Source organism: Pedobacter roseus (assembly GCF_014395225.1).
Taxonomy (GTDB): domain Bacteria; phylum Bacteroidota; class Bacteroidia; order Sphingobacteriales; family Sphingobacteriaceae; genus Pedobacter; species Pedobacter roseus.
On the sequence record NZ_CP060723.1, the window covers coordinates 2,885,136 to 2,903,310 of the forward strand.

18 protein-coding genes are annotated in these 18,175 nt (G+C 39.6%); 6 read left to right on the forward strand and 12 right to left on the reverse strand.

Features of this window, described 5'->3' with window-relative positions:
- Positions 1-69 precede the first annotated feature (69 nt).
- Positions 70-561 carry an anthrone oxygenase family protein gene (locus H9L23_RS11980; protein ID WP_187595172.1) on the reverse strand — a complete coding sequence of 164 codons (492 nt, stop codon included), beginning with the start codon at positions 559-561 and terminating at the stop codon, positions 70-72.
- A 631-nt stretch (positions 562-1,192) separates the two neighbouring features.
- On the opposite strand from H9L23_RS11980, the gene H9L23_RS11985 reads away from it, so the two are divergent.
- Both H9L23_RS11985 and H9L23_RS11990 read left to right on the forward strand, forming a co-directional pair.
- Positions 1,193-1,918: a LytR/AlgR family response regulator transcription factor gene (locus H9L23_RS11985; protein ID WP_187595173.1), complete on the forward strand. Its 726-nt coding sequence runs from the start codon at positions 1,193-1,195 to the stop codon at positions 1,916-1,918.
- A 237-nt stretch (positions 1,919-2,155) separates the two neighbouring features.
- Entirely contained in the window at positions 2,156-3,295 is a 1,140-nt protein-coding gene (locus H9L23_RS11990) for a sensor histidine kinase (RefSeq protein WP_187595174.1), read from the forward strand.
- Positions 3,296-3,305: 10 nt separating this feature from the next.
- On the opposite strand, the gene H9L23_RS11995 is transcribed toward H9L23_RS11990, so the two are convergent.
- The 3 genes from H9L23_RS11995 to H9L23_RS12005 all read right to left on the reverse strand — a co-directional run bounded on the left by H9L23_RS11995 (position 3,306) and on the right by H9L23_RS12005 (position 4,851).
- Positions 3,306-3,773: a hypothetical protein gene (locus H9L23_RS11995; protein ID WP_187595175.1), complete on the reverse strand. Its 468-nt coding sequence runs from the start codon at positions 3,771-3,773 to the stop codon at positions 3,306-3,308.
- A 15-nt stretch (positions 3,774-3,788) separates the two neighbouring features.
- A complete protein-coding gene (locus tag H9L23_RS12000) occupies positions 3,789-4,169 on the reverse strand; it encodes a LytR/AlgR family response regulator transcription factor (RefSeq protein ID WP_187595176.1) in 381 nt (126 codons plus the stop codon).
- A gap of 220 nt (positions 4,170-4,389) precedes the next feature.
- Entirely contained in the window at positions 4,390-4,851 is a 462-nt protein-coding gene (locus H9L23_RS12005; protein WP_187595177.1) for a PA2169 family four-helix-bundle protein, read from the reverse strand.
- A 324-nt stretch (positions 4,852-5,175) separates the two neighbouring features.
- On the opposite strand from H9L23_RS12005, the gene H9L23_RS12010 reads away from it, so the two are divergent.
- A complete protein-coding gene (locus tag H9L23_RS12010; RefSeq protein WP_187595178.1) occupies positions 5,176-5,664 on the forward strand; it encodes an ankyrin repeat domain-containing protein in 489 nt (162 codons plus the stop codon).
- Here H9L23_RS12010 and H9L23_RS12015 read toward each other — a convergent pair.
- From H9L23_RS12015 to H9L23_RS12030, 4 genes are all read right to left on the reverse strand, one after another.
- A complete protein-coding gene (locus tag H9L23_RS12015) occupies positions 5,661-6,266 on the reverse strand; it encodes a hypothetical protein (RefSeq protein WP_246474924.1) in 606 nt (201 codons plus the stop codon). The two genes, H9L23_RS12010 and H9L23_RS12015, sit on opposite strands and share 4 nt — an antisense overlap.
- 65 nt (positions 6,267-6,331) lie before the next feature.
- Complete coding sequence (locus tag H9L23_RS12020; protein ID WP_187595179.1) at positions 6,332-8,524, reverse strand: catalase; 2,193 nt, start codon at positions 8,522-8,524, stop codon at positions 6,332-6,334.
- 15 nt (positions 8,525-8,539) lie between these two features.
- Complete coding sequence (locus H9L23_RS12025; protein WP_187595180.1) at positions 8,540-9,094, reverse strand: YciE/YciF ferroxidase family protein; 555 nt, start codon at positions 9,092-9,094, stop codon at positions 8,540-8,542.
- A 232-nt stretch (positions 9,095-9,326) separates the two neighbouring features.
- Positions 9,327-9,704, reverse strand: coding sequence for a winged helix-turn-helix transcriptional regulator (locus tag H9L23_RS12030; RefSeq protein ID WP_187595181.1), 378 nt, complete (start codon positions 9,702-9,704; stop codon positions 9,327-9,329).
- A gap of 81 nt (positions 9,705-9,785) precedes the next feature.
- Here H9L23_RS12030 and H9L23_RS12035 point away from each other — a divergent pair, with 81 nt between their 5' ends.
- Complete coding sequence (locus tag H9L23_RS12035; protein WP_187595182.1) at positions 9,786-10,532, forward strand: SDR family oxidoreductase; 747 nt, start codon at positions 9,786-9,788, stop codon at positions 10,530-10,532.
- Positions 10,533-10,658: 126 nt separating this feature from the next.
- On the opposite strand, the gene H9L23_RS12040 is transcribed toward H9L23_RS12035, so the two are convergent.
- Positions 10,659-11,345, reverse strand: coding sequence for a DUF2461 domain-containing protein (locus tag H9L23_RS12040; protein WP_187595183.1), 687 nt, complete (start codon positions 11,343-11,345; stop codon positions 10,659-10,661).
- A 454-nt stretch (positions 11,346-11,799) separates the two neighbouring features.
- On the opposite strand from H9L23_RS12040, the gene map reads away from it, so the two are divergent.
- Positions 11,800-12,603 (forward strand): type I methionyl aminopeptidase, encoded by an 804-nt coding sequence (map, locus tag H9L23_RS12045; protein ID WP_187595184.1) that lies wholly within the window; start codon positions 11,800-11,802, stop codon positions 12,601-12,603.
- A 116-nt stretch (positions 12,604-12,719) separates the two neighbouring features.
- On the opposite strand, the gene H9L23_RS27090 is transcribed toward map, so the two are convergent.
- A complete protein-coding gene (locus H9L23_RS27090) occupies positions 12,720-13,007 on the reverse strand; it encodes an NAD(P)-dependent oxidoreductase (protein WP_394355247.1) in 288 nt (95 codons plus the stop codon).
- A complete protein-coding gene (locus H9L23_RS12050; protein ID WP_394355248.1) occupies positions 13,004-13,717 on the reverse strand; it encodes a 2-hydroxyacid dehydrogenase in 714 nt (237 codons plus the stop codon). Before H9L23_RS12050 ends, H9L23_RS27090 begins: the two co-directional genes overlap by 4 nt.
- A 351-nt stretch (positions 13,718-14,068) precedes the next feature.
- Here H9L23_RS12050 and H9L23_RS12055 point away from each other — a divergent pair, with 351 nt between their 5' ends.
- Positions 14,069-16,711: an outer membrane beta-barrel protein gene (locus tag H9L23_RS12055; RefSeq protein ID WP_187595185.1), complete on the forward strand. Its 2,643-nt coding sequence runs from the start codon at positions 14,069-14,071 to the stop codon at positions 16,709-16,711.
- 722 nt (positions 16,712-17,433) lie between these two features.
- Here the strand turns inward: H9L23_RS12055 and H9L23_RS12060 are convergent.
- Positions 17,434-18,159, reverse strand: a complete 726-nt coding sequence (locus H9L23_RS12060) for a hypothetical protein (protein ID WP_187595186.1) — start codon at positions 18,157-18,159, stop codon at positions 17,434-17,436.
- Positions 18,160-18,175: the final 16 nt, after the last annotated feature.

Consider the following 18,175-nt stretch of genomic DNA (forward strand, 5'->3'; position numbering starts at 1 on the left):
CGATAGGCCTGGGCGGGAATGACGACTACCCTGGATGGATTTACGCTATTAAACAAAATCATCAATAAATTAAACATTCCTGCTCAATATAGCCGCATAAGCTACCAGCACAATACAGATAAATGAGGCGATGGTCCTGATACGGTGAAACAGGTTCCAGTTGGGTTCGAATTTATTGCGCAGTGTGGTTAATCCCTGGGCATCCAACTTGCTTAAGTCTGTGCCATCCAGCAAATTATTAAGTGGAACATTTCCAACCACGGTTACCAAAAAAACACCTCCAAAATATAGCAATGCAGCTGCGAGAAGTAAATAAAACACATTCCCTTGATCTTTAAAAAACCAAGCGCTTACCGGCAATAAGATCAGCGTTCCCATAAAAGAAACAAAAAATAACGGGTTTAAAATAGCCCTGTTGATAGATTGCATAGCCTGAAGAAAAGAAAGATCACAAAGGCGTGTAAGTCCGGGCAAAACGGAACAGGAATAAGCATAAAACAGTCCGCCAATAAGTGCTGTCGACACTGTACTGAGCAAAAGAACAATATTTTTAAATGTCATAATTTGCTATTTAGATGATCCGTAGTGATAACGAATTTATGAAAATCATCAGGTATCATCAAGCTTAATACACGGAGTTGATGCAAAAAAATCCGGAAAATATCCTATCTAAAATGAGAGCGTCATTTTAGATAGGAAAGAGATTTAATTTAAATATAGATTTGATAGGTAGATGTAGATATGAGCGTGTTTATTAATTTTCTCAATAAAGGCCATTAAGAACATTAATAGTCCTTTATTTAACCTCAAACGAATATCGCACTTAGATATCTATTTAAGAACAAGGTTACACAGATCGGCGCATTTTCGTTATAAATGGTTAAAATTCCGGGTTAATTACCTTTCAGCCCAATTCAATAATTGTTAATGGAGAATTAAAACACCTCTATTAAGTACCTGAACGCAGTTTTTTAGCTGATAATGGCTTTTTATAATCATCTTTTAACTATTGATTATTAGCACAAACTATTTTTGCTTAATATTATTTAATCATTCCTGTATGTTTCATAATACACATTTTTACATTAATTTAGCCAAGAAAATGAAAACCCGATACAAATGCGTATAAACTGTTCTGTTTTCGTTACGAAAAGGTGTAATTTCGTTATGTATGCAAAAGAAAGATTAGGAGATGATTAAGTGTATAGCCATAGATGACCAGCAGAGTTCGATAACAGGACTGGAAAAATACATTGAAGATACGCCGAATATGAGGTTGGTGGCGAGCTATACAGATCCGTTAACGGCCTTAATGGAACTTAAAAAGATAGATACGGTTGATGTTATTTTTATGGATGTGCAAATGCCACAGATTTCTGGTTTGGAACTTGCAAAAGCTGTACGTTCAAAGACAAGGAAACTCATATTTACTACATCACATCAGGAATATGCATTTGAGGCATTTGAGGCTGATGCTGATGCCTACTTATTAAAACCTTATGGTTATGCAAAATTTGCACTTACCCTAAACCGCCTTTTTGGAGAGGAGCTGGAAAGTGGAGATGATGAGACCTATTTCTTGGTCAAAAATAAATCGGAAGAACATAAAGCTGTACTGGTACGTTATGCAGATATTATTGCTTTTGAAAGCTTTCACAATTACATTAAAATACATACAAAAGACAAGGTGATTATTGCCTACCTGAGTTTAAAGGATGTAAAAGAGCAGTTAAGCATTAAAAAAGGTTTTATACAGTTACACAGGGCCTATATTATTGCGATTGAACATATCCTGCATATTGATGGAACGAGAATTACACTTTCTAACCAGACGAGTTTTACGGTTGGCGATATTTATAATAACGATTTCCGTGAATTTATTACGGATAAACTGATTATCAGCAGCCGCAAAAAATAATGGCTGCTGATCACAACATTTAATGAGGTGCAAAACCTGTAGTTCCGAGGGTAAGTGTAGTAGTCGTAGGATCAGAAGTGTTAGAAAAGTGTAGTTTTGTATTTTTAAAGTTATTATTTTTAAATACGAACAAGGTCCTTTTGTTTAATTTGATGGTTTTCATACTTTTTGTTTTTCTGAAAACTACCTGCAAAATGGCCCTGTAACTTTATTTATTATATATATGGTAAGATTATCATGATAGATCGTTTAAATTGGAAAAATAACCTGATCCAAAATTGGGTATCAGAATATAAAATCCATATTATTTCGTGGACATGCTTTATTTTTTGGGAAACGGTACTCGTTGGTCTGTTTTTTGGTGTTTTTGGAAAATTCGGAAATTATGCTGTTCACTACGTGATTAACATTGCTTTCTTTTATATCCATGCAAACCTTTTAAGAATAGGTACACAACCTTACCGTAATGCATACTGGAAAGTGCCTTTATTCATTATTTTAGAGATTGCTGTTTATATGTCTTTCGTGTATCAGTTTGACAATTTTCTTGCGCATTACACAAACTTATTAACAGGAGTGCAACTGCCATTTCTAAAGCGGATTATTAACCTTGCATGGCGTGCATCCTTTTTTATGCTCTTCTCAACAGGTTATTTCTTTTTAAAGCGTTATTTGAGCGAAAAAGCCGAAAAAGAACGGATTGAAAAACAGCGTTTTCAAATGCTACTGGATAAAGAAAGAACAGATAAAGAACTCTTAATGTCGAAAAATGCTTTTTTAAAAGCGCAGATCAATCCACATTTGCTTTTTAATACTTTTGAGTTTATCCATCAAAAAATCAGGCAACATTCTCCAGAAGATGCCCAGGTGATGGTATATCTATCTGATATGATGCGCTTTGCAGCCACTACCGAACACCAGGAAGGTTACATTAAAGTTAATGAAGAAATTACCCAGTGCCAAAACCTGATCAAACTGCATCAGCTTACGCAGGGGCAGATCTTTATTGAACTGGCTTTTTCACCGGATGTACTCGGCATCAGGCTTATTCCATTGGTATTATTAACCATTTTGGAAAACATGTTTAAACACGGTAACCTGTTCGACAGGGACAACAAAGCCACCATTGATATTTATATGGATGGCGAAAACCTGAAAATAGAAAGCAGAAATTTACCAGGTTTGGTTAAAAGCGAGGTTGGATTTGGCTCCGGATTAGATAATATCAGAACCAGATTGGATTATACTTATGGCAGGGCGGCACAAATGAAAGCCTTTATTGATGAAGAAGGTTTTTATACCTTGAGTATCGAAATTAAAGAAAAGGCTTTAGAGGCAGCCTTTCCAGATCAGTTGCAGGAAATAACACATTTATAAAAGCTGTTGTTTAAACGTACCGGTCAACAGCGGGCAATTTGGTTACTTCATAAGCAGTTGCGGTATTAAAGGATGATACTTTGAAAATAATCTCTTCTTCCCTTTTGGCCAGTGCATGGATTCCGGGGGTAAACCTTTGCTTAAATAATTTAATGCAGGCATCGGCATGACAGATCACTTCGTAACGGTTCTTGCTTTTTACGATCACCTCCATTACATAATCCGGCCATTGTTTACTGATCAGGTTGGGCAACCAGCTAAACTGTTGTTTTTTAATCAGCTCACCCATAGCTTCAACTGCTGCCTCGGGTATCCCCTCTCCTACAATCTGAAGCCACTTTCCTTTAACTTCATCTATAATACCCAATACATCATTTCCACATAATACCAGCCAGGGATCTTCCATGCTGGCCTGCATGAGCTGATAAGATTGATCTTTATTAAATTCGTGCCGAAAAAGGTAAGTGAGTTCTATCATGAGACGTTAGATATATCAGTTTTTAACAGGAAGATTATTAAGCCTAACCAGTGTTTCGATGGTATTGGTAAAACGTTTCATCGATATTGGTTTACCAAGGTAACATTCAAAGCTGGGGTCTATCTTTCTCACATCCTGCTCCAGGTTGGAAGAAGCATAAATTACAAATCTCGCCTTTTCCCTTAAATGTTTAGAAAGCTCAGTACCTGCCATTCCGTCCATGTCGATATCCAAAAAAAGAAAATCTATTTTATCTCCTTTGCCTATTATCTGCAGGGCATCGAGGGGATTATTAAAGGTACTGGCCACTTTTAGGAAATCAATTTCGTTGATGTAATCGTTCAGCGCATCGATGGCATGCTGTTCATCATCAACTATCGAACAGTTGTAATACATATTTGTAGATTAAAGTAGACTATACAAATGTTGGCAAAATCCTTATAATTTCCAATAGCTAGCGATAAAAAAGGTAAAAGTACGGTAGCAGCTGTATATTAAATACGAGGATGTAATTCTTAAAGCTGTATTAAGTACTGTTTTGGAAATTTTTGACCTTAAATAAAAAGCCGTGCTGATTGTAAATCAGCACGGCTTTTTATTATTTTATTTATTTAGCTTACAATGAAGCGTGCGCATCTCTTAATGCTTTAATGGCATCATGGCTGGTATTGATAGCTGATTGTTGTTTTAATAACACCTCTCTGATGTTTTCTCCCAATTCGTTTTCCTGAAGCGCATCACGGTAAGCTTTTTTAATGGCATCCTCACCACGTTCGCATTCTGCTAAAATACTGTGTCTGTCATCACCACCAAAGCTAGCTTTAATGTCGATCCATGCACGGTGTAAACTTCCTAAGATGGTATTTCCAGTATCAGGATTTTCGCCATTTCTGCCAACTAAACCAGCAAGTTCAGTTACATTGGCCCTGCTATCTGAAGAAAATTTATCAAATGTTGCTTTTAAGTCGATGTTTTCGTCTTTTAAATCTGCACTGGCTTTATCAAAGCCATCTGCTCTGTCGTTATTAATCTGAATAAGATCGTTTAATACTTCCACTGTTTTTTCTTGATTTTCCATAATATATATTGTAGATATTTAAAGTAACAACAGTGCTTTGGGAAGAATAGTTTAGATTATCTTACAACCTTTGTAAAAAAAATAAAGAAAGGCAGAAATTTTGGAATGAATAAGAAAAGGCATCCAGAAACTCAGAAAATGAGAAAGCCCCATATTACTATGAGGCTATATAATGATGTTTTATAGGCATCCACCGATAAAACTAACCAAACAAACTATACATTAAACGTGGCAGAATTAAATTTGTTTTAAAAAAATAATAAATTTTTAACGCAGATTAATCCTGTTCTTAAAACTTTAAACCATAACAAGGGTTATAGCAACATGGAGAATATAAATGAACTGATTATACCTGCTGCCCGACTAGGCGAACTGGATGTAATAAATGAACTGATTAAGAGAGGTGTTGATTTAAACCACCGCGACGATAAAGGTTATACGCCTTTAATTATTGCCTGCTACAATAACCAGCCTGAAGCAGCAAAGATTTTAATTGATGCCGGCGCAGCGATTGATGCAGCAGATTTTGGTGGAAATACGGCCTTAATGGGGGCCAGTTTTAAGGGTTATTTGCCTATTGCAAAATTGCTCGTGGAAAATGGAGCCAGTTTAAATCTTCAGCACGGAAATGGCGGAACAGCGTTAATGTTTGCCGCAATGTTTGGCCGGAATGAAGTGTTACGGCTGTTGCTTGAACATGGTGCAGACCCTACCATTGTAGACCATACCGGAAAGCGTGCTGTTGAGCTTGCCGCAATACAAGGAAATGAAGTCGGGATTGAGATGCTACAGGCGCATATCGAAGATACTTAATCTTTTAATAAGCCTTTAACAAGGCTTTTCCATTGTGGGTATGAAAGGCCAAGTTTACCAGCCATGCCTACTATGAAGTTTCTTCCTTTATCATACACACTTCCTGTTTCGGTATTGGGTACCTCATTGCGTCCATGTTCCTCGGCGGTGATGCGTACACCATTTCTTTTAACGATAAAAGTAGAGGTTGCGGTATCTTTTAAGAAATGTGCTGTTTTACCTTCTTTTTCAAGCGGATGGGCGCATGGCCTCACAATAATTGCCAAAATCTGGCATTCGCCCTCATTAATACTTTTTATTTCCTGAATACGCACCCAATCGTATCCTTTTCCAGTATGTGTACCAGGACCTGGTATATCGATACGGATAAAATCTCCTTCTTCAGCTGCTCTTTCGGCTTTAATACCGTGAGGATCCATCAACTGAAAAGCAGACATCCCTGCATATTTGCCCCAATCGTTTATGGATAAAAGTTTAGTAGCAGTGCGGTTAAAAAGCGTTATGGCCTCTTCTGTTGAAGCGCTAATCCGCTCTTCCAAAGCATCCATACTGGTGCCTGTATATTGTTGAGGGATAATATTCTGATCTGATTGATTTTCCATAGTAATTTTGGGATTAGATCAGCGGAAGGTTAGCTCCGCTGATCATTTTATGGATTGAACTATAATTAGGCAGGAATTTTTCTTGGATTTTCCCTGTCCCAAAAACGGTGCTGCGCAATCATTCTGATAAAGGTAGCGGTAAGTGTTTTTAAATCTTTGCCTACCATTACACCCTCACGCAATACTGTTTCTTCTGAATATTCTGCAGGTAACTTTTTGAAAAAATAAGTCGATTCCAATACCTGAAGTGCCTCTTCGTCTGCAGCAATGGCTTTACAATGTTTAAAAGCTTCGTTTAAAAAATGGACCGCATTGGCTTCGGCTTCTAATGTTGCTACCGAATTGCCACCGCCTGGTACATAAACCGCATCATACAATACTGATGCAGCCGTTAAAAAGCTTTCATCGGGAGTAATCTGCTGATCTTCTTTCGAAATGATCTGTCCTAATTTAGGCGCAATAATATGTACTACTGCACCTTCGGCAATCAGTGTATCTTTAACTTTGCTTAATGAAGCACCATCTACTCCATCAGCAGCCAAAATGGCTACTTTTCTGGTTTTAATATTGTCCTTTATGGTACCGGCCATGCTTAAAGCTTCAGATTTTGCCAAACTTCCCTCTGGATTTGAGGACGCATAATCAGCGCGATCCCCATCTGCCGGAATACTGTTGTTCAAATCTTCCAACGGAATTTTTGGAATATGCAGACCAAGGGCAAAAGCTACTTCAGCAGCAAGTTTTTTATCAATCTGTACCAACACAGCAAGCATCCGCTCTCTAATCTCCACCGCTTTAACTTTACCCAGCTCGAAGCTTAAAGCATCAACAATGTGGTTTTTCTCGGCTTCACTCTGACTGTTAAAAAACAACCTGGCCTGCGAAAAATGGTCGAAAAAGCTTCTGCTCCTGGCCCTTATTTTCCTCGCATCGATCCTTTCATTATAACTGGTAAATCCGCCATCAGCAGCTTTAACCTGTTGAGGATCATTATTTGCAATGGCATTTGGTCCATAACTGGTTTTACCCCTGTTAATGGTTTGGCGCATGTAGCCATCGCGTTGGTTATTGTGTACAGGAACCACAGGCCGGTTAATCGGAATTTCATGGAAATTTGGTCCACCTAAACGGATTAACTGCGTATCGGTATAAGAGAATAACCTGCCCTGCAATAAAGGATCATTGGTAAAATCAATTCCCGGAACCACATGCCCAACGTGGAAAGCAACCTGCTCGGTTTCGGCGAAAAAATTATCGGGATTGCGGTTTAGCGTCATTTTGCCAATCCGTTGTACAGGAACTAATTCTTCCGGAATCAGTTTAGTTGGATCCAGAAGATCGAATTCGAATTTAAACTCATCGGCTTCCGGAACAACCTGCACCCCCAATTCCCATTCAGGAAAAGCACCGGCCTCGATGGCATCCCATAAATCGCGACGGTGAAAATCCGGATCTTTACCGGAAATCGTCTGCGCTTCATCCCATGCTACAGCATGCACGCCAAGGAGGGGTTTCCAATGGAATTTAACAAAATTTGCTTCACCTTTAGCATTTACAAACCTGAAAGTATGTACACCAAAACCTTCCATCATGCGGTAACTTCTCGGCAAAGCCCTGTCACTCATCGCCCACATCACCATGTGCGCTGATTCTGGCATCTGGGAAATAAAATCCCAAAAAGTATCGTGTGCCGAAGCTGCCTGCGGCATTTCGTTATCTGGTTCGGGTTTTACAGCATGGATCAGATCAGGAAATTTAAGTGCATCCTGAATAAAGAATACCGGCATATTGTTACCCACCAAGTCGAAATTACCTTCCTGGGTATAAAATTTCACCGCAAAACCGCGCACGTCACGGGCTAAATCTGATGATCCGCGTGAGCCTGCAACCGTAGAGAACCGTACAAAAACAGGGGTTTCGGCACCTGGATCACAAAGAAAAGCAGCACGCGTCAGTTCAGACATATCTTCGTACACTTTAAATACGCCATGAGCGGCAGAGCCCCTGGCATGTACAATTCTTTCGGGTATGCGTTCGTGATCGAAGTGGGTGATTTTTTCGCGGAGAATAAAATCTTCCAATAAGGTTGCTCCCCTTTCGCCTGCTTTTAAAGAATTTTGATCGTCGTTAATTTTTAGCCCGTGGTTGGTGGTCATTAACTCACCGCTGGCGTCGGCTATAAACGATTCGAGTTTTTTGGTCTTATCGTTTTCCTGCTGTGGCAGTGCATTTTTTTTATCTGATGTTTTCTTAGCCATTTTTTTTTATTCCTTTTAAGCTTCTTCAGCTGCTTTGTAATTAATTTCGTTTTCTGCTATATCGGTCAATTTGCTGTCGGCCAGTTTTTCTTCGGCAAGTGTTTGCGCTAAAATATCGGCAATATCAGTTAGGCCAAGTGTGGTAGCTAACTGATAAAGTCCGCCATAACTTGCAATTTCGTAATGTTCTACTTTTTGCGAAGCGAGGATAATACCTACATCACGCGTGGCGGTACCTGGTTCTGTTTCTTCTACAATTCCTTCGGCTTCTTTGGTAATTCCCTCCATGGCATCGCATTTTTTGGCGATGGCTTTCTCACCTAAAAGTTCGAATACCTGCTCTAGCCTGGTAACATGGACTTTAGTTTCTTCGAGATGTGATTCTATTGCATTTTTAAGTTCGGGGGCAGTAGCGGCCGAAATCATTTTAGGTAATGCTTTTACCAGGTGATTTTCTGCCCAATATAAATCGGCGATGGCATCTTTAAATAATCCGTTTAAAGCAGGCGCATCTTGTGCCGTTGTTTTAGTTGCGAATTTAGGATCGCCAATGGTTTCATTTTTTTTCATGGGATAAGCTGTTTAAGGTATATAGCTACAACCTTTTATTTCAGCTTAAGTTTTATGTTTCTGTGTTTAGTTTTGGTAGGCGTCGGAAGGTAGTCTGGAGTCCATAGTCCTAAGTCTGGAGTCTGGAGTCCATAGTCGATTAACCGATAAACTAGTCTGGAGTCGGGAGTCTGGCGTTTAGCGTTCAGCGTCGATTAACCGGTTTAAACAATTAACCGATTAACCTAAAAACCTACCCTTCTTTCAACTTTTGCCTGTGTTGCTTTCCCCATTTGATCATTTCGAGGATGATATCCCCAAAAGACCTGCAATAATCAGTAGAAGTATATTCGATGCTTACCGGAGTATCATCTATAACAGTTCTTTTGATCAGTTGATTGGCCGTCATTTCTTTTAATTCTTTTGAAAGCATCCTCGTGGTAATGCCAGGTATACTTCTTTCAATATCCCTGAACCTTTTATTGCCATTACAGATGGAATTGATAATCGGAAGTTTCCATTTGCCTCCAAGCACATAAAGCGTATCCTGTAAGGCCTGTATTTCTTCCTGCTGGTTGCGGGGATTAGACAATATTTCGGCAGCGATCTGATTTCTTTTTTCTGTTTCCATAACTGGTATACTCTGTGATACTACTTACAAAAGTATACCAATATAACGGTATTTTTGCATCGTTAATTTATTTTTTTTATCATGAATAATTTAGAAGGAAAAAAAGCGCTGGTAACCGGCGGAAATAGCGGAATTGGTTATGCTACCGCAAAAGTATTAAAAGAACAAGGTGCTGAGGTGATCATTACCGGAAGAAGAAAAGATGCTGTTGAAAAGGCTGCTGCAGAACTTGGTGTTAAGGGTTTAATAGCAGACCAGAGCCAGGTTAACGCAATTGAAGGACTAGCAAGGGAAGTACAAAAAACCTTTGGAAAAATTGATATCCTATTTATTAATGCAGGTGTGGTAGAACAGAGCAGTATAGCAGATGCTACTGAAAAAACCTTTGACACCATTATGGATGTGAACTTTAAAGGTGCCTATTTTACGTTGAGTAAGTTTATTCCTCTCTTAAATGATGGTGGATCTGTTGTATTCCTATCATCAAATACGGCCAGCATGGATTTTCCAAATACTTCAATTTATTCGTCGAGCAAAGCCGCATTAAATTCAATTATGCGTATTGCGGCAGTAGAACTGGCGCCAAAGCAGATTCGCGTGAATAGCGTTAGTCCGGGGCCAACTGCTACAGAAATTATGAATAAAAAAGGGCTGGATGAGGAACAGTTAGCCGCACTTAACCAGTGGATGATTGATCGTATTCCGCTTAAAAAAATTGGAAAAGCAGAAGATGTGGCTAAAATGGTTACTTTTTTCTGCGGTGATGCTGCCACATTTATTACAGGAGCAGAAATTGTTATGGATGGCGGTATGAGCCTTAAAGTTTAGTCTGAATTCGATTTTTACCATTAAGGAATTAAGGACATTAAGAAGGGGTATTATATCAAATTGCTTCGCGGATGATTGTTCGCGAAGCAATTATTAGTTTCGGTTCAGGAGTAAATGCAATATGCGCTATTCTCCATTTGCATCGCCACTTAACACACTGCTCATGTAATCGAAAAATGGACGCATATCTTTAAAAGCCTGCCCCATTTGCTGGACGAAATTATCGCTTAATACTGTTTCGTCATCAAATTTCTTCACCAATAAAAATTGTTTAAAACGTAAAAGATCGATATCGGGATGATCGGCCTCGAAGCCTTTGGGTGTGGTTTTAAGTTGTTCTCCTGCTAAGCTGCCAAAGGAAGATATAAAAATTTTATCGTTCATGATATCGCGCAGGGGCTGTGCATCAAAGGCAATATCATCTCTGATGAGTTTCAGGTCGGCTGGCGAAGGTCCCCAGAATCCGCCGCCTACAAATGTATTTCCTTTCTCGATGTGGAAATAATAACCACCACGCCTGCTTTTGCCCGCGCGTTTGAAACTACCGCTCCAATGGGTTTTATAGGGAGTTTTATCGGTTGAAAAGCGGGTATCGCGGTAAATGCGGTAGAGGCTTTTTTTACCGGATAGGGTTTCGATTACATCATGAAGATTTAATTCGGTTAGTAAAGCGGAAGCAAAGTTTTCGATATTAGCCTGTTCAGCAAGAAATTCGGTTTTTCGTTCGTTAAACCATTCGCGGTTATTGTTCTTTTTTAATTGTACTAGAAAATCGATATTGGAACGTTGTATTTTTATAGGTGTAGCTGGCATGTAATGGTGTTATTTATTTTTCAAATATAACGGGAGGATGAAGGATATTTTCCATGTCAGCGTAATAAAGCTAAGTATTTTTTTTACCATATAAGGGATATAAGGCTTAACGGTTTTCATTTCCATCATCCATATTCCATTTCCCGTCTCACATCTTACATCATTTTTCACCACCTAAGCCACCTAAAAGCACCTGAGTTTACATCACTTCCAACATTGCAACTTTCCAACCTTCAACAATCAAGCGCCAATTTGCTTCCATCATCCATTTTACATCTCACATTTTACATCACTTCCAACATTGCAACTTTCCAACCTTGCAACAATAAGCACAATTTAGCTTCCATCATCCATTTTACATCTCAAATTTTACATAACTTCCAACCTTTCAGCAATCAAACAATCTAATCTTCATCATTTCCTCTTACACGCATCTTTTTGTAAATTTGCAGCAATGATTTTATACAAAAGCAATGAAGAAGTAGAGTTGATGCAGATCAGCGCACTACTGGTAAGCGATACACTGGCAGAGGTTGCCAAAATAATCAAACCGGGAATTACTACACTACAGATTGATAAACTGGCCAATGAGTTTATACTCGATAATGGTGCTGTTCCATCTTTTTATAATTATAATGGCTTTCCTTTTCATATCATTACTTCGGTAAATGACGTGGTGGTACACGGTTTTCCGAGCGATTATGAACTGGTAGATGGCGATATCATTTCCGTAGACGTGGGTACCATTAAAAACGGATTCCACGGCGACCATGCATATACTTTTATCATCGGTGAAGTATCACAAGAAATATTAAATCTTGTTAAAACCACAAAAGAGTCACTTTTTGTAGGGATTAAGGAAGCGGTAGTAGGTAAACGTTTAGGCGATATCGGTTATGCCATTCAAAACTATAATGAAAAACAAGGTTATGGTGTGGTGAGAGATCTTGTTGGCCATGGTTTGGGAAGAGACATGCACGAAGATCCGCAAGTGCCTAACTATGGCCGTAAAGGCACGGGTATGTTATTGAGAGAAAATCTGGTAATGGCTATCGAACCGATGATTAATATGGGTAAAAAAGAAGTGTTCCTGGATGATGATGGCTGGACAATCAGAACTGCAGATGGCAGTCCTTCAGTGCATTTCGAGCATGATGTATGTGTTAAAAAGGGCGAGGCATTAATTCTTTCTAACTACGCGCCAATAGAGGAAGCGGAGAAGAAGAATATTAACCTGAATACTTCATATTACGCGTAATAACATAGAGGAAAGTGCAGAGGGCATAACATTATGTTCAAGTAGTTGATGGTTTATAGATGATGATGTAATCTATAAACCATCAATCAAGGCGCCATACGCCCAACGCCACCCGCTTATACCAATACTGCAGCCTTCTCTGCCCCATCACCTGCTAACAAAGCTTTAACCGTCCCCAGGGTTGATTCAGCGATTTCAGTTAATGCTTCCTGAGTAAAAAAGGCCTGATGTCCCGTAACTAATACGTTCGGGAAACTGATCAACCGCTGAATATCGTCATCCCCGATAATACTGGTAGAAAGGTCTTTAAAAAACAGTTTTTCTTCCTGCTCATATACATCAATGCCCAATGCCGCAACCTGCCCCGTTTTTAGTGCATCAATTACTTCGCGTGTGTGGATCAATCCCCACGACTCGTATTGATTAATGTAACTCCCTTTTTCATCGAAGATAAACTGGCAGCCCCGACCAAGTAATGGTTCTCTGGTGTAAGCGGACAGTGCAGTGAAATGATATCTGCATCTTTAATTACTTCATGAAAAGGAAGGTATTTTACCCCTGCATTTTGTAATTGTTCATTCTCGAAAGGATCGTAAGCCAGTACCTGACAACCAAAGCCCAGCATGATTTTACAAAAAGCTGCCCCAATTTTACCGGTGCCGATTACCCCTACTGTTTTACCAAAAAGATTGAAGCCCATTAAGCCGGAAAGCGAAAAATTCTGCTCGCGTACCCGGTTATAAGCTTTATGTGTTTTACGGTTTAGCGTAAGCAACATTGCCGCAGCATGTTCAGCAACGGCCTGTGGCGAATAAGCCGGAACACGGCAAACGCGGATATTGTACCGCTTTGCGGCTTCCAGATCTACGTTATTGAAACCTGCACAACGCAGTGCAATAATCTTTACTCCTTTTTGCGCCAGTACGGCAATCACCTCAGCAGTTAATTTATCGTTTACAAATACACAAACAGCATCTGTGCCCGGTTGTATGGCATCGGCAATGTGAGGGCCTAAATGGGTTTCCCAAAATTCCAGTTCAAAATCATAACGTTTATTACAATCCTCAAAAAATTGCCTGTCGTAGGGCTTGGCAGAAAAAAATACAATCTTCATTATGGTAAAAATACGATTAGTTTGTTAGTTAAACCGGTTAATCGGTTAATTGTTGAAATCGGTTAACTGACTTTCAACTCCACACTGGTTCATTGTTAATTGACTTTGGACTCCAGACTCTGGACTATGGACTGGTTAATCGGTTAACTAACTCTCAACTCCAAATTCCAAACTGGTTCAATGTTAATTGACTTTGGACTCCAGACTTAGCACTATGGACTTCAAACTCCCGGCTCCCCATAAGCCATCTTCCATTACATATCTTACACCATACTTCATTGGTAACATGTTGATTACGCTCCATGCGATTAGCTAACTGCTCCGTATTTTTATGGCACACACAAATAATTCATGAGGGTATTTACTAAATCGTTTTGCTTACTCCTGCTCTTAGCGGGTATTTTTATAAACAGTTACGCACAGAATTATACTGTAAAAGGTATTGTTCTGGATGCTGCAGGCTTGCCGCTGCCTGGTGCGGTGGTGCGGATAAAATCAGGCAACGATAGTGTTGGGACTTCAGCCAATCCAGATGGCACCTTTATTTTGAGTAAAATCAGGTCTAAGCAATTTACCCTTTCTGCTGCATTTATCGGCTACGATACTTTTATTAAACAATACCTTATCGAAAAAGGTGCACTACTGAATATTACCGACATTAAACTTAAGCCTTCTTCCAATACGCTCGATGGTGTGGTAATTTCAGGTGTTCCACCAGTAAAAGTAACAGAAGATACGGTGAGTTTTAACGCAAAGGCTTTTCCTGTAAGAGATGGTGATGCGGTAGATGAAGTGCTGAAAAAACTACCGGGCATCAAGGTAGATAAAGATGGTAATGTAACCAGTCAGGGCGCACCTGTAACCAAAATACGTGTAAATGGAAAGGATTTTTTTGGAACTGATGTAGCAACAGCAATTAAAAACCTGCCTGCCGATATCATCAAAAACCTACAGTTCATCGACGATTATGGCGATCAGGCAAAACTCACCGGTATTAAAACCGGAGAACCGGAAAAGGTACTGAACCTGACCATTGAAGAAGATAAAAAGAAAGGATATTTTGCCCGTGCATCAGCAGGGGTTGGCAATTCAGACCGTTACAACACCAGCATTAGGGGAAACAGCATGAAAGGCGAACGGCAATTTTCTTTTGACGGCACATCGGCCAATGCCAATATGCGTGGCGGCGGTGGCGACGGCATCAATACCAGAAATGCCTTAGGTTTGAACTACAAAAATGAGTTCAGCACTAAACTCTCAGCTGATGCGGCCTACAATTTTAACAACAATAAAAACAATACCATCAGCTCTACCTATACACAGAGTGTTTTACAGGATGCAGGTCAAAATCCCATAAACCGGCTAGAAAATGCCAACAGCAATAGCAGAAGTAATAATAATAACCATTGGTTTGGAGGCAACCTGGAATACAAAATTGATACGATGAACTACCTGAAGATTTCGCCGAATTTCTCTTACAGCAACAATAGCGGAAACAGTGCGGGGGGCTCGGAGATCACTCAGGATACGCTTGCTACCAACAGGCAGAGTACAAACTTTAATACATCTAAAAATATCAATGCACGGACTAATTTCTTTTTTAATCATAAATTTGAGAAAAAGGGCCGTAATATTACTTCATGGGGAAGCATCAACTATTCAAACGGGGAAAATTATAAGGATGTATATAACAAGTACATCAATACGCACAATAATGCGGCAGATTCGGTTTTACAAAACCAGCTGAACAACCAGGATAGCCGAAATTTCGGATTAAATGCAGGTGTTTCGTACATGGAACCGATCTGGAAAAAGACTTTTCTGGAGGTAAACTATAACTGGAACCGTTCATCAACAAACAATTCGCGTGATGCTTATGATGTGGCAGGTGGCAATCAGGTATTTAATCCCAACCTGAGTAATGTTTACGATTATCAGTTTATTACTAATAAAGTCGGCTTAAATTACCGTTACATTGGCGAGAAACTCAACTATACCCTCGGCCTTAATGTACAACCGGCCATATTACGTGGAGAAAACCTGAGTAACAACATCCAAACGGTTAACCGTACTTTTAACTTTATTCCTTCGGGCCGTTTCTCATATAAATTTTCTAACCAGGAATCATTCGACATCAATTATTGGGGACGGAACAACCAACCTGGCTTTTTACAGTTGCAGCCGATATCAGATAATTCGAACCTGCAGAATGTAGTTACTGGAAACCCAAACCTGAAGCCCGAATTTATCCAAAGTCTTAATGCGCATTACAAACAGGCCGATTGGAACGCAGGGAAAGTCATCCAGGCGAATTTTAAATATGAGCGTACAAACGACAGGATTGTAACCACAAAACAGCGTGTGCCCGGAACGGTTAACCAGCTTACCAGCTACATTAATGCGGATGGTTATTACACCCTTCAGGGCGATTATAACATTAGCAAACCGCTTTCTGCAGAGCGGAAATTCACCATTGGCTATTCGGGTTCCGGACAGCTGAACAATAACATTACTTTTACAGATGACAGCCGGATTGAAGCGCAAAACTTATCGTGGCGCCAGGAACTGGAGTTTCGGGTAGATTTAAAAGATATTGTCAATTTTCAGGTAGAAACCTCTTACTCACAAAACCTCACCAATTACTCGAGCGATAGTTTTGCAGACCGCCAATCGAACCGCTTTGAGTGTGGCATAGAAGGCCGTAACTACTTTTTCAAAGACCTTACTTTAGGTTATGATTTTACCAAACAGGTTAACTCCGGTTTCGATAATGGTGCAGTACGCAATCCAACATTGCTGCGTTTATCCATGGAATATAAGTTTATGAAGAACGATATGGCTGCTATCCGTGTTGAAGGATTCGATCTTTTTGATCAGAATTCGGGTATCTCGAGGGATGTGTTCGACAATGTGATTGTGGACAGGCAGGTAAACCGTTTAGGGCGATATTTTATGCTTTCGCTGATTTATCGTGTGCGTAAGTTTGGAGGATAAGCTAGCTTTTATACCGCCGGGCACACAACAGAGCGCACCGAGAAAGGGAGTGTAAAGGCGAATTGTCATCATCTCAGATTTGGATAAAAGAATCCTAATTCCGGGAGCACGTGGGAATAACGATTCTCACAGATCTCTCCACTACGGTCGAGACGGAACGAGGGATGACAAATTTGGCTGAAGAATTTAGAATAAAATTCTCCATGTTTTCTGTGAATCTGTGGCTAAAAACAAATGGAGAAATCTTTGAGCTAAATAAACTCATAGATCTCTCCACTACGGTCGAGATGACGGAACGAGCTAAAGAGATGACGGAACGAGCGATTACTATTTACAATTCCCCTTAATGTCCTTAACTTCTTAATGATAAAAAAACTACCGGATGCTTCTCCATTAAAATTTAACTCATAGATCTCTCCGCTACGGTCGAGATGACGGAACGAGGGATGACGAATTTGGCTGAAGAATTAGAATAAAATTCTCCGTGTTTTCTGTGAATCTGTGGCTAAAAACAAATGGAGAAATCTTTGAGCTAAATAAACTCATAGATCTCTCCACTGCTGGAGAAATGACGGAACGAGCGATTGCACTCTGTATTTCTCTTAATGATTTTAATTCCTTTATGAAAAAAGATTCTTCATTGCATTCAGAATGACAAAAAGGGATGAAGCGATTGATTAGCTCCTATCGCCAAACACTAACCGCTTCCCCATCTTCCATCCCTACTGGTTTCTTAAATAAATATTACCATAAGATGAACTTAAATCATAACTCGGACCAACACCTGGCGCTGCCGTTAAAGAAGTAAAGAAATTTTCCTCTTTCATTTCTGTTGGTTTAAGCACCATATCGGTGTAAATCTTTCCATAACGGTTGGTGAGTTTAATTTTACCGATGGCACTTTGGTTAATACTCGCATCAATCCCACCATACCTTGCATCAACTTTTATAGGTCCCTTAAAATCCTTAATCTCCACAATACCATAAACAGAACTTACCTCGGTGCTGATCCCGGCCGGAAGTTTAATGTTGATCGTAATTTCAATATCCTTCGTTTGGTAGCTCGATATTTTGGCACCTCCTTTTTCTTTGATGTAAGCATCAAGATCAGCTTTCGAGTTTAAGCGTGTTTTAATGCCGTTCTCCTTTACATAATAAGCATCAGGAATTCTATCCATATCGAGTTTATTTTTGATGGTAATCGTTCCATCAGCGCTACTTTCCTCGAGGGTAAAAGCCGAGTCGCTTTCACCATCATTAATCTTTACCGTAGCTTCTATACCAATTTCATTTTTATCCCAGCTCGAAACATGTACAACCTTGGGATAATCAAAATGGAGTGCCACTACATCACCCTTTTTCACGGGATAAGATTTATTGATTTTGGTTTGCGAAAGGGCAATACCCGGCACCATGGCCATAAAAAGCCAATATAATATTGTTTTCATAAAAAAATGCTTTATT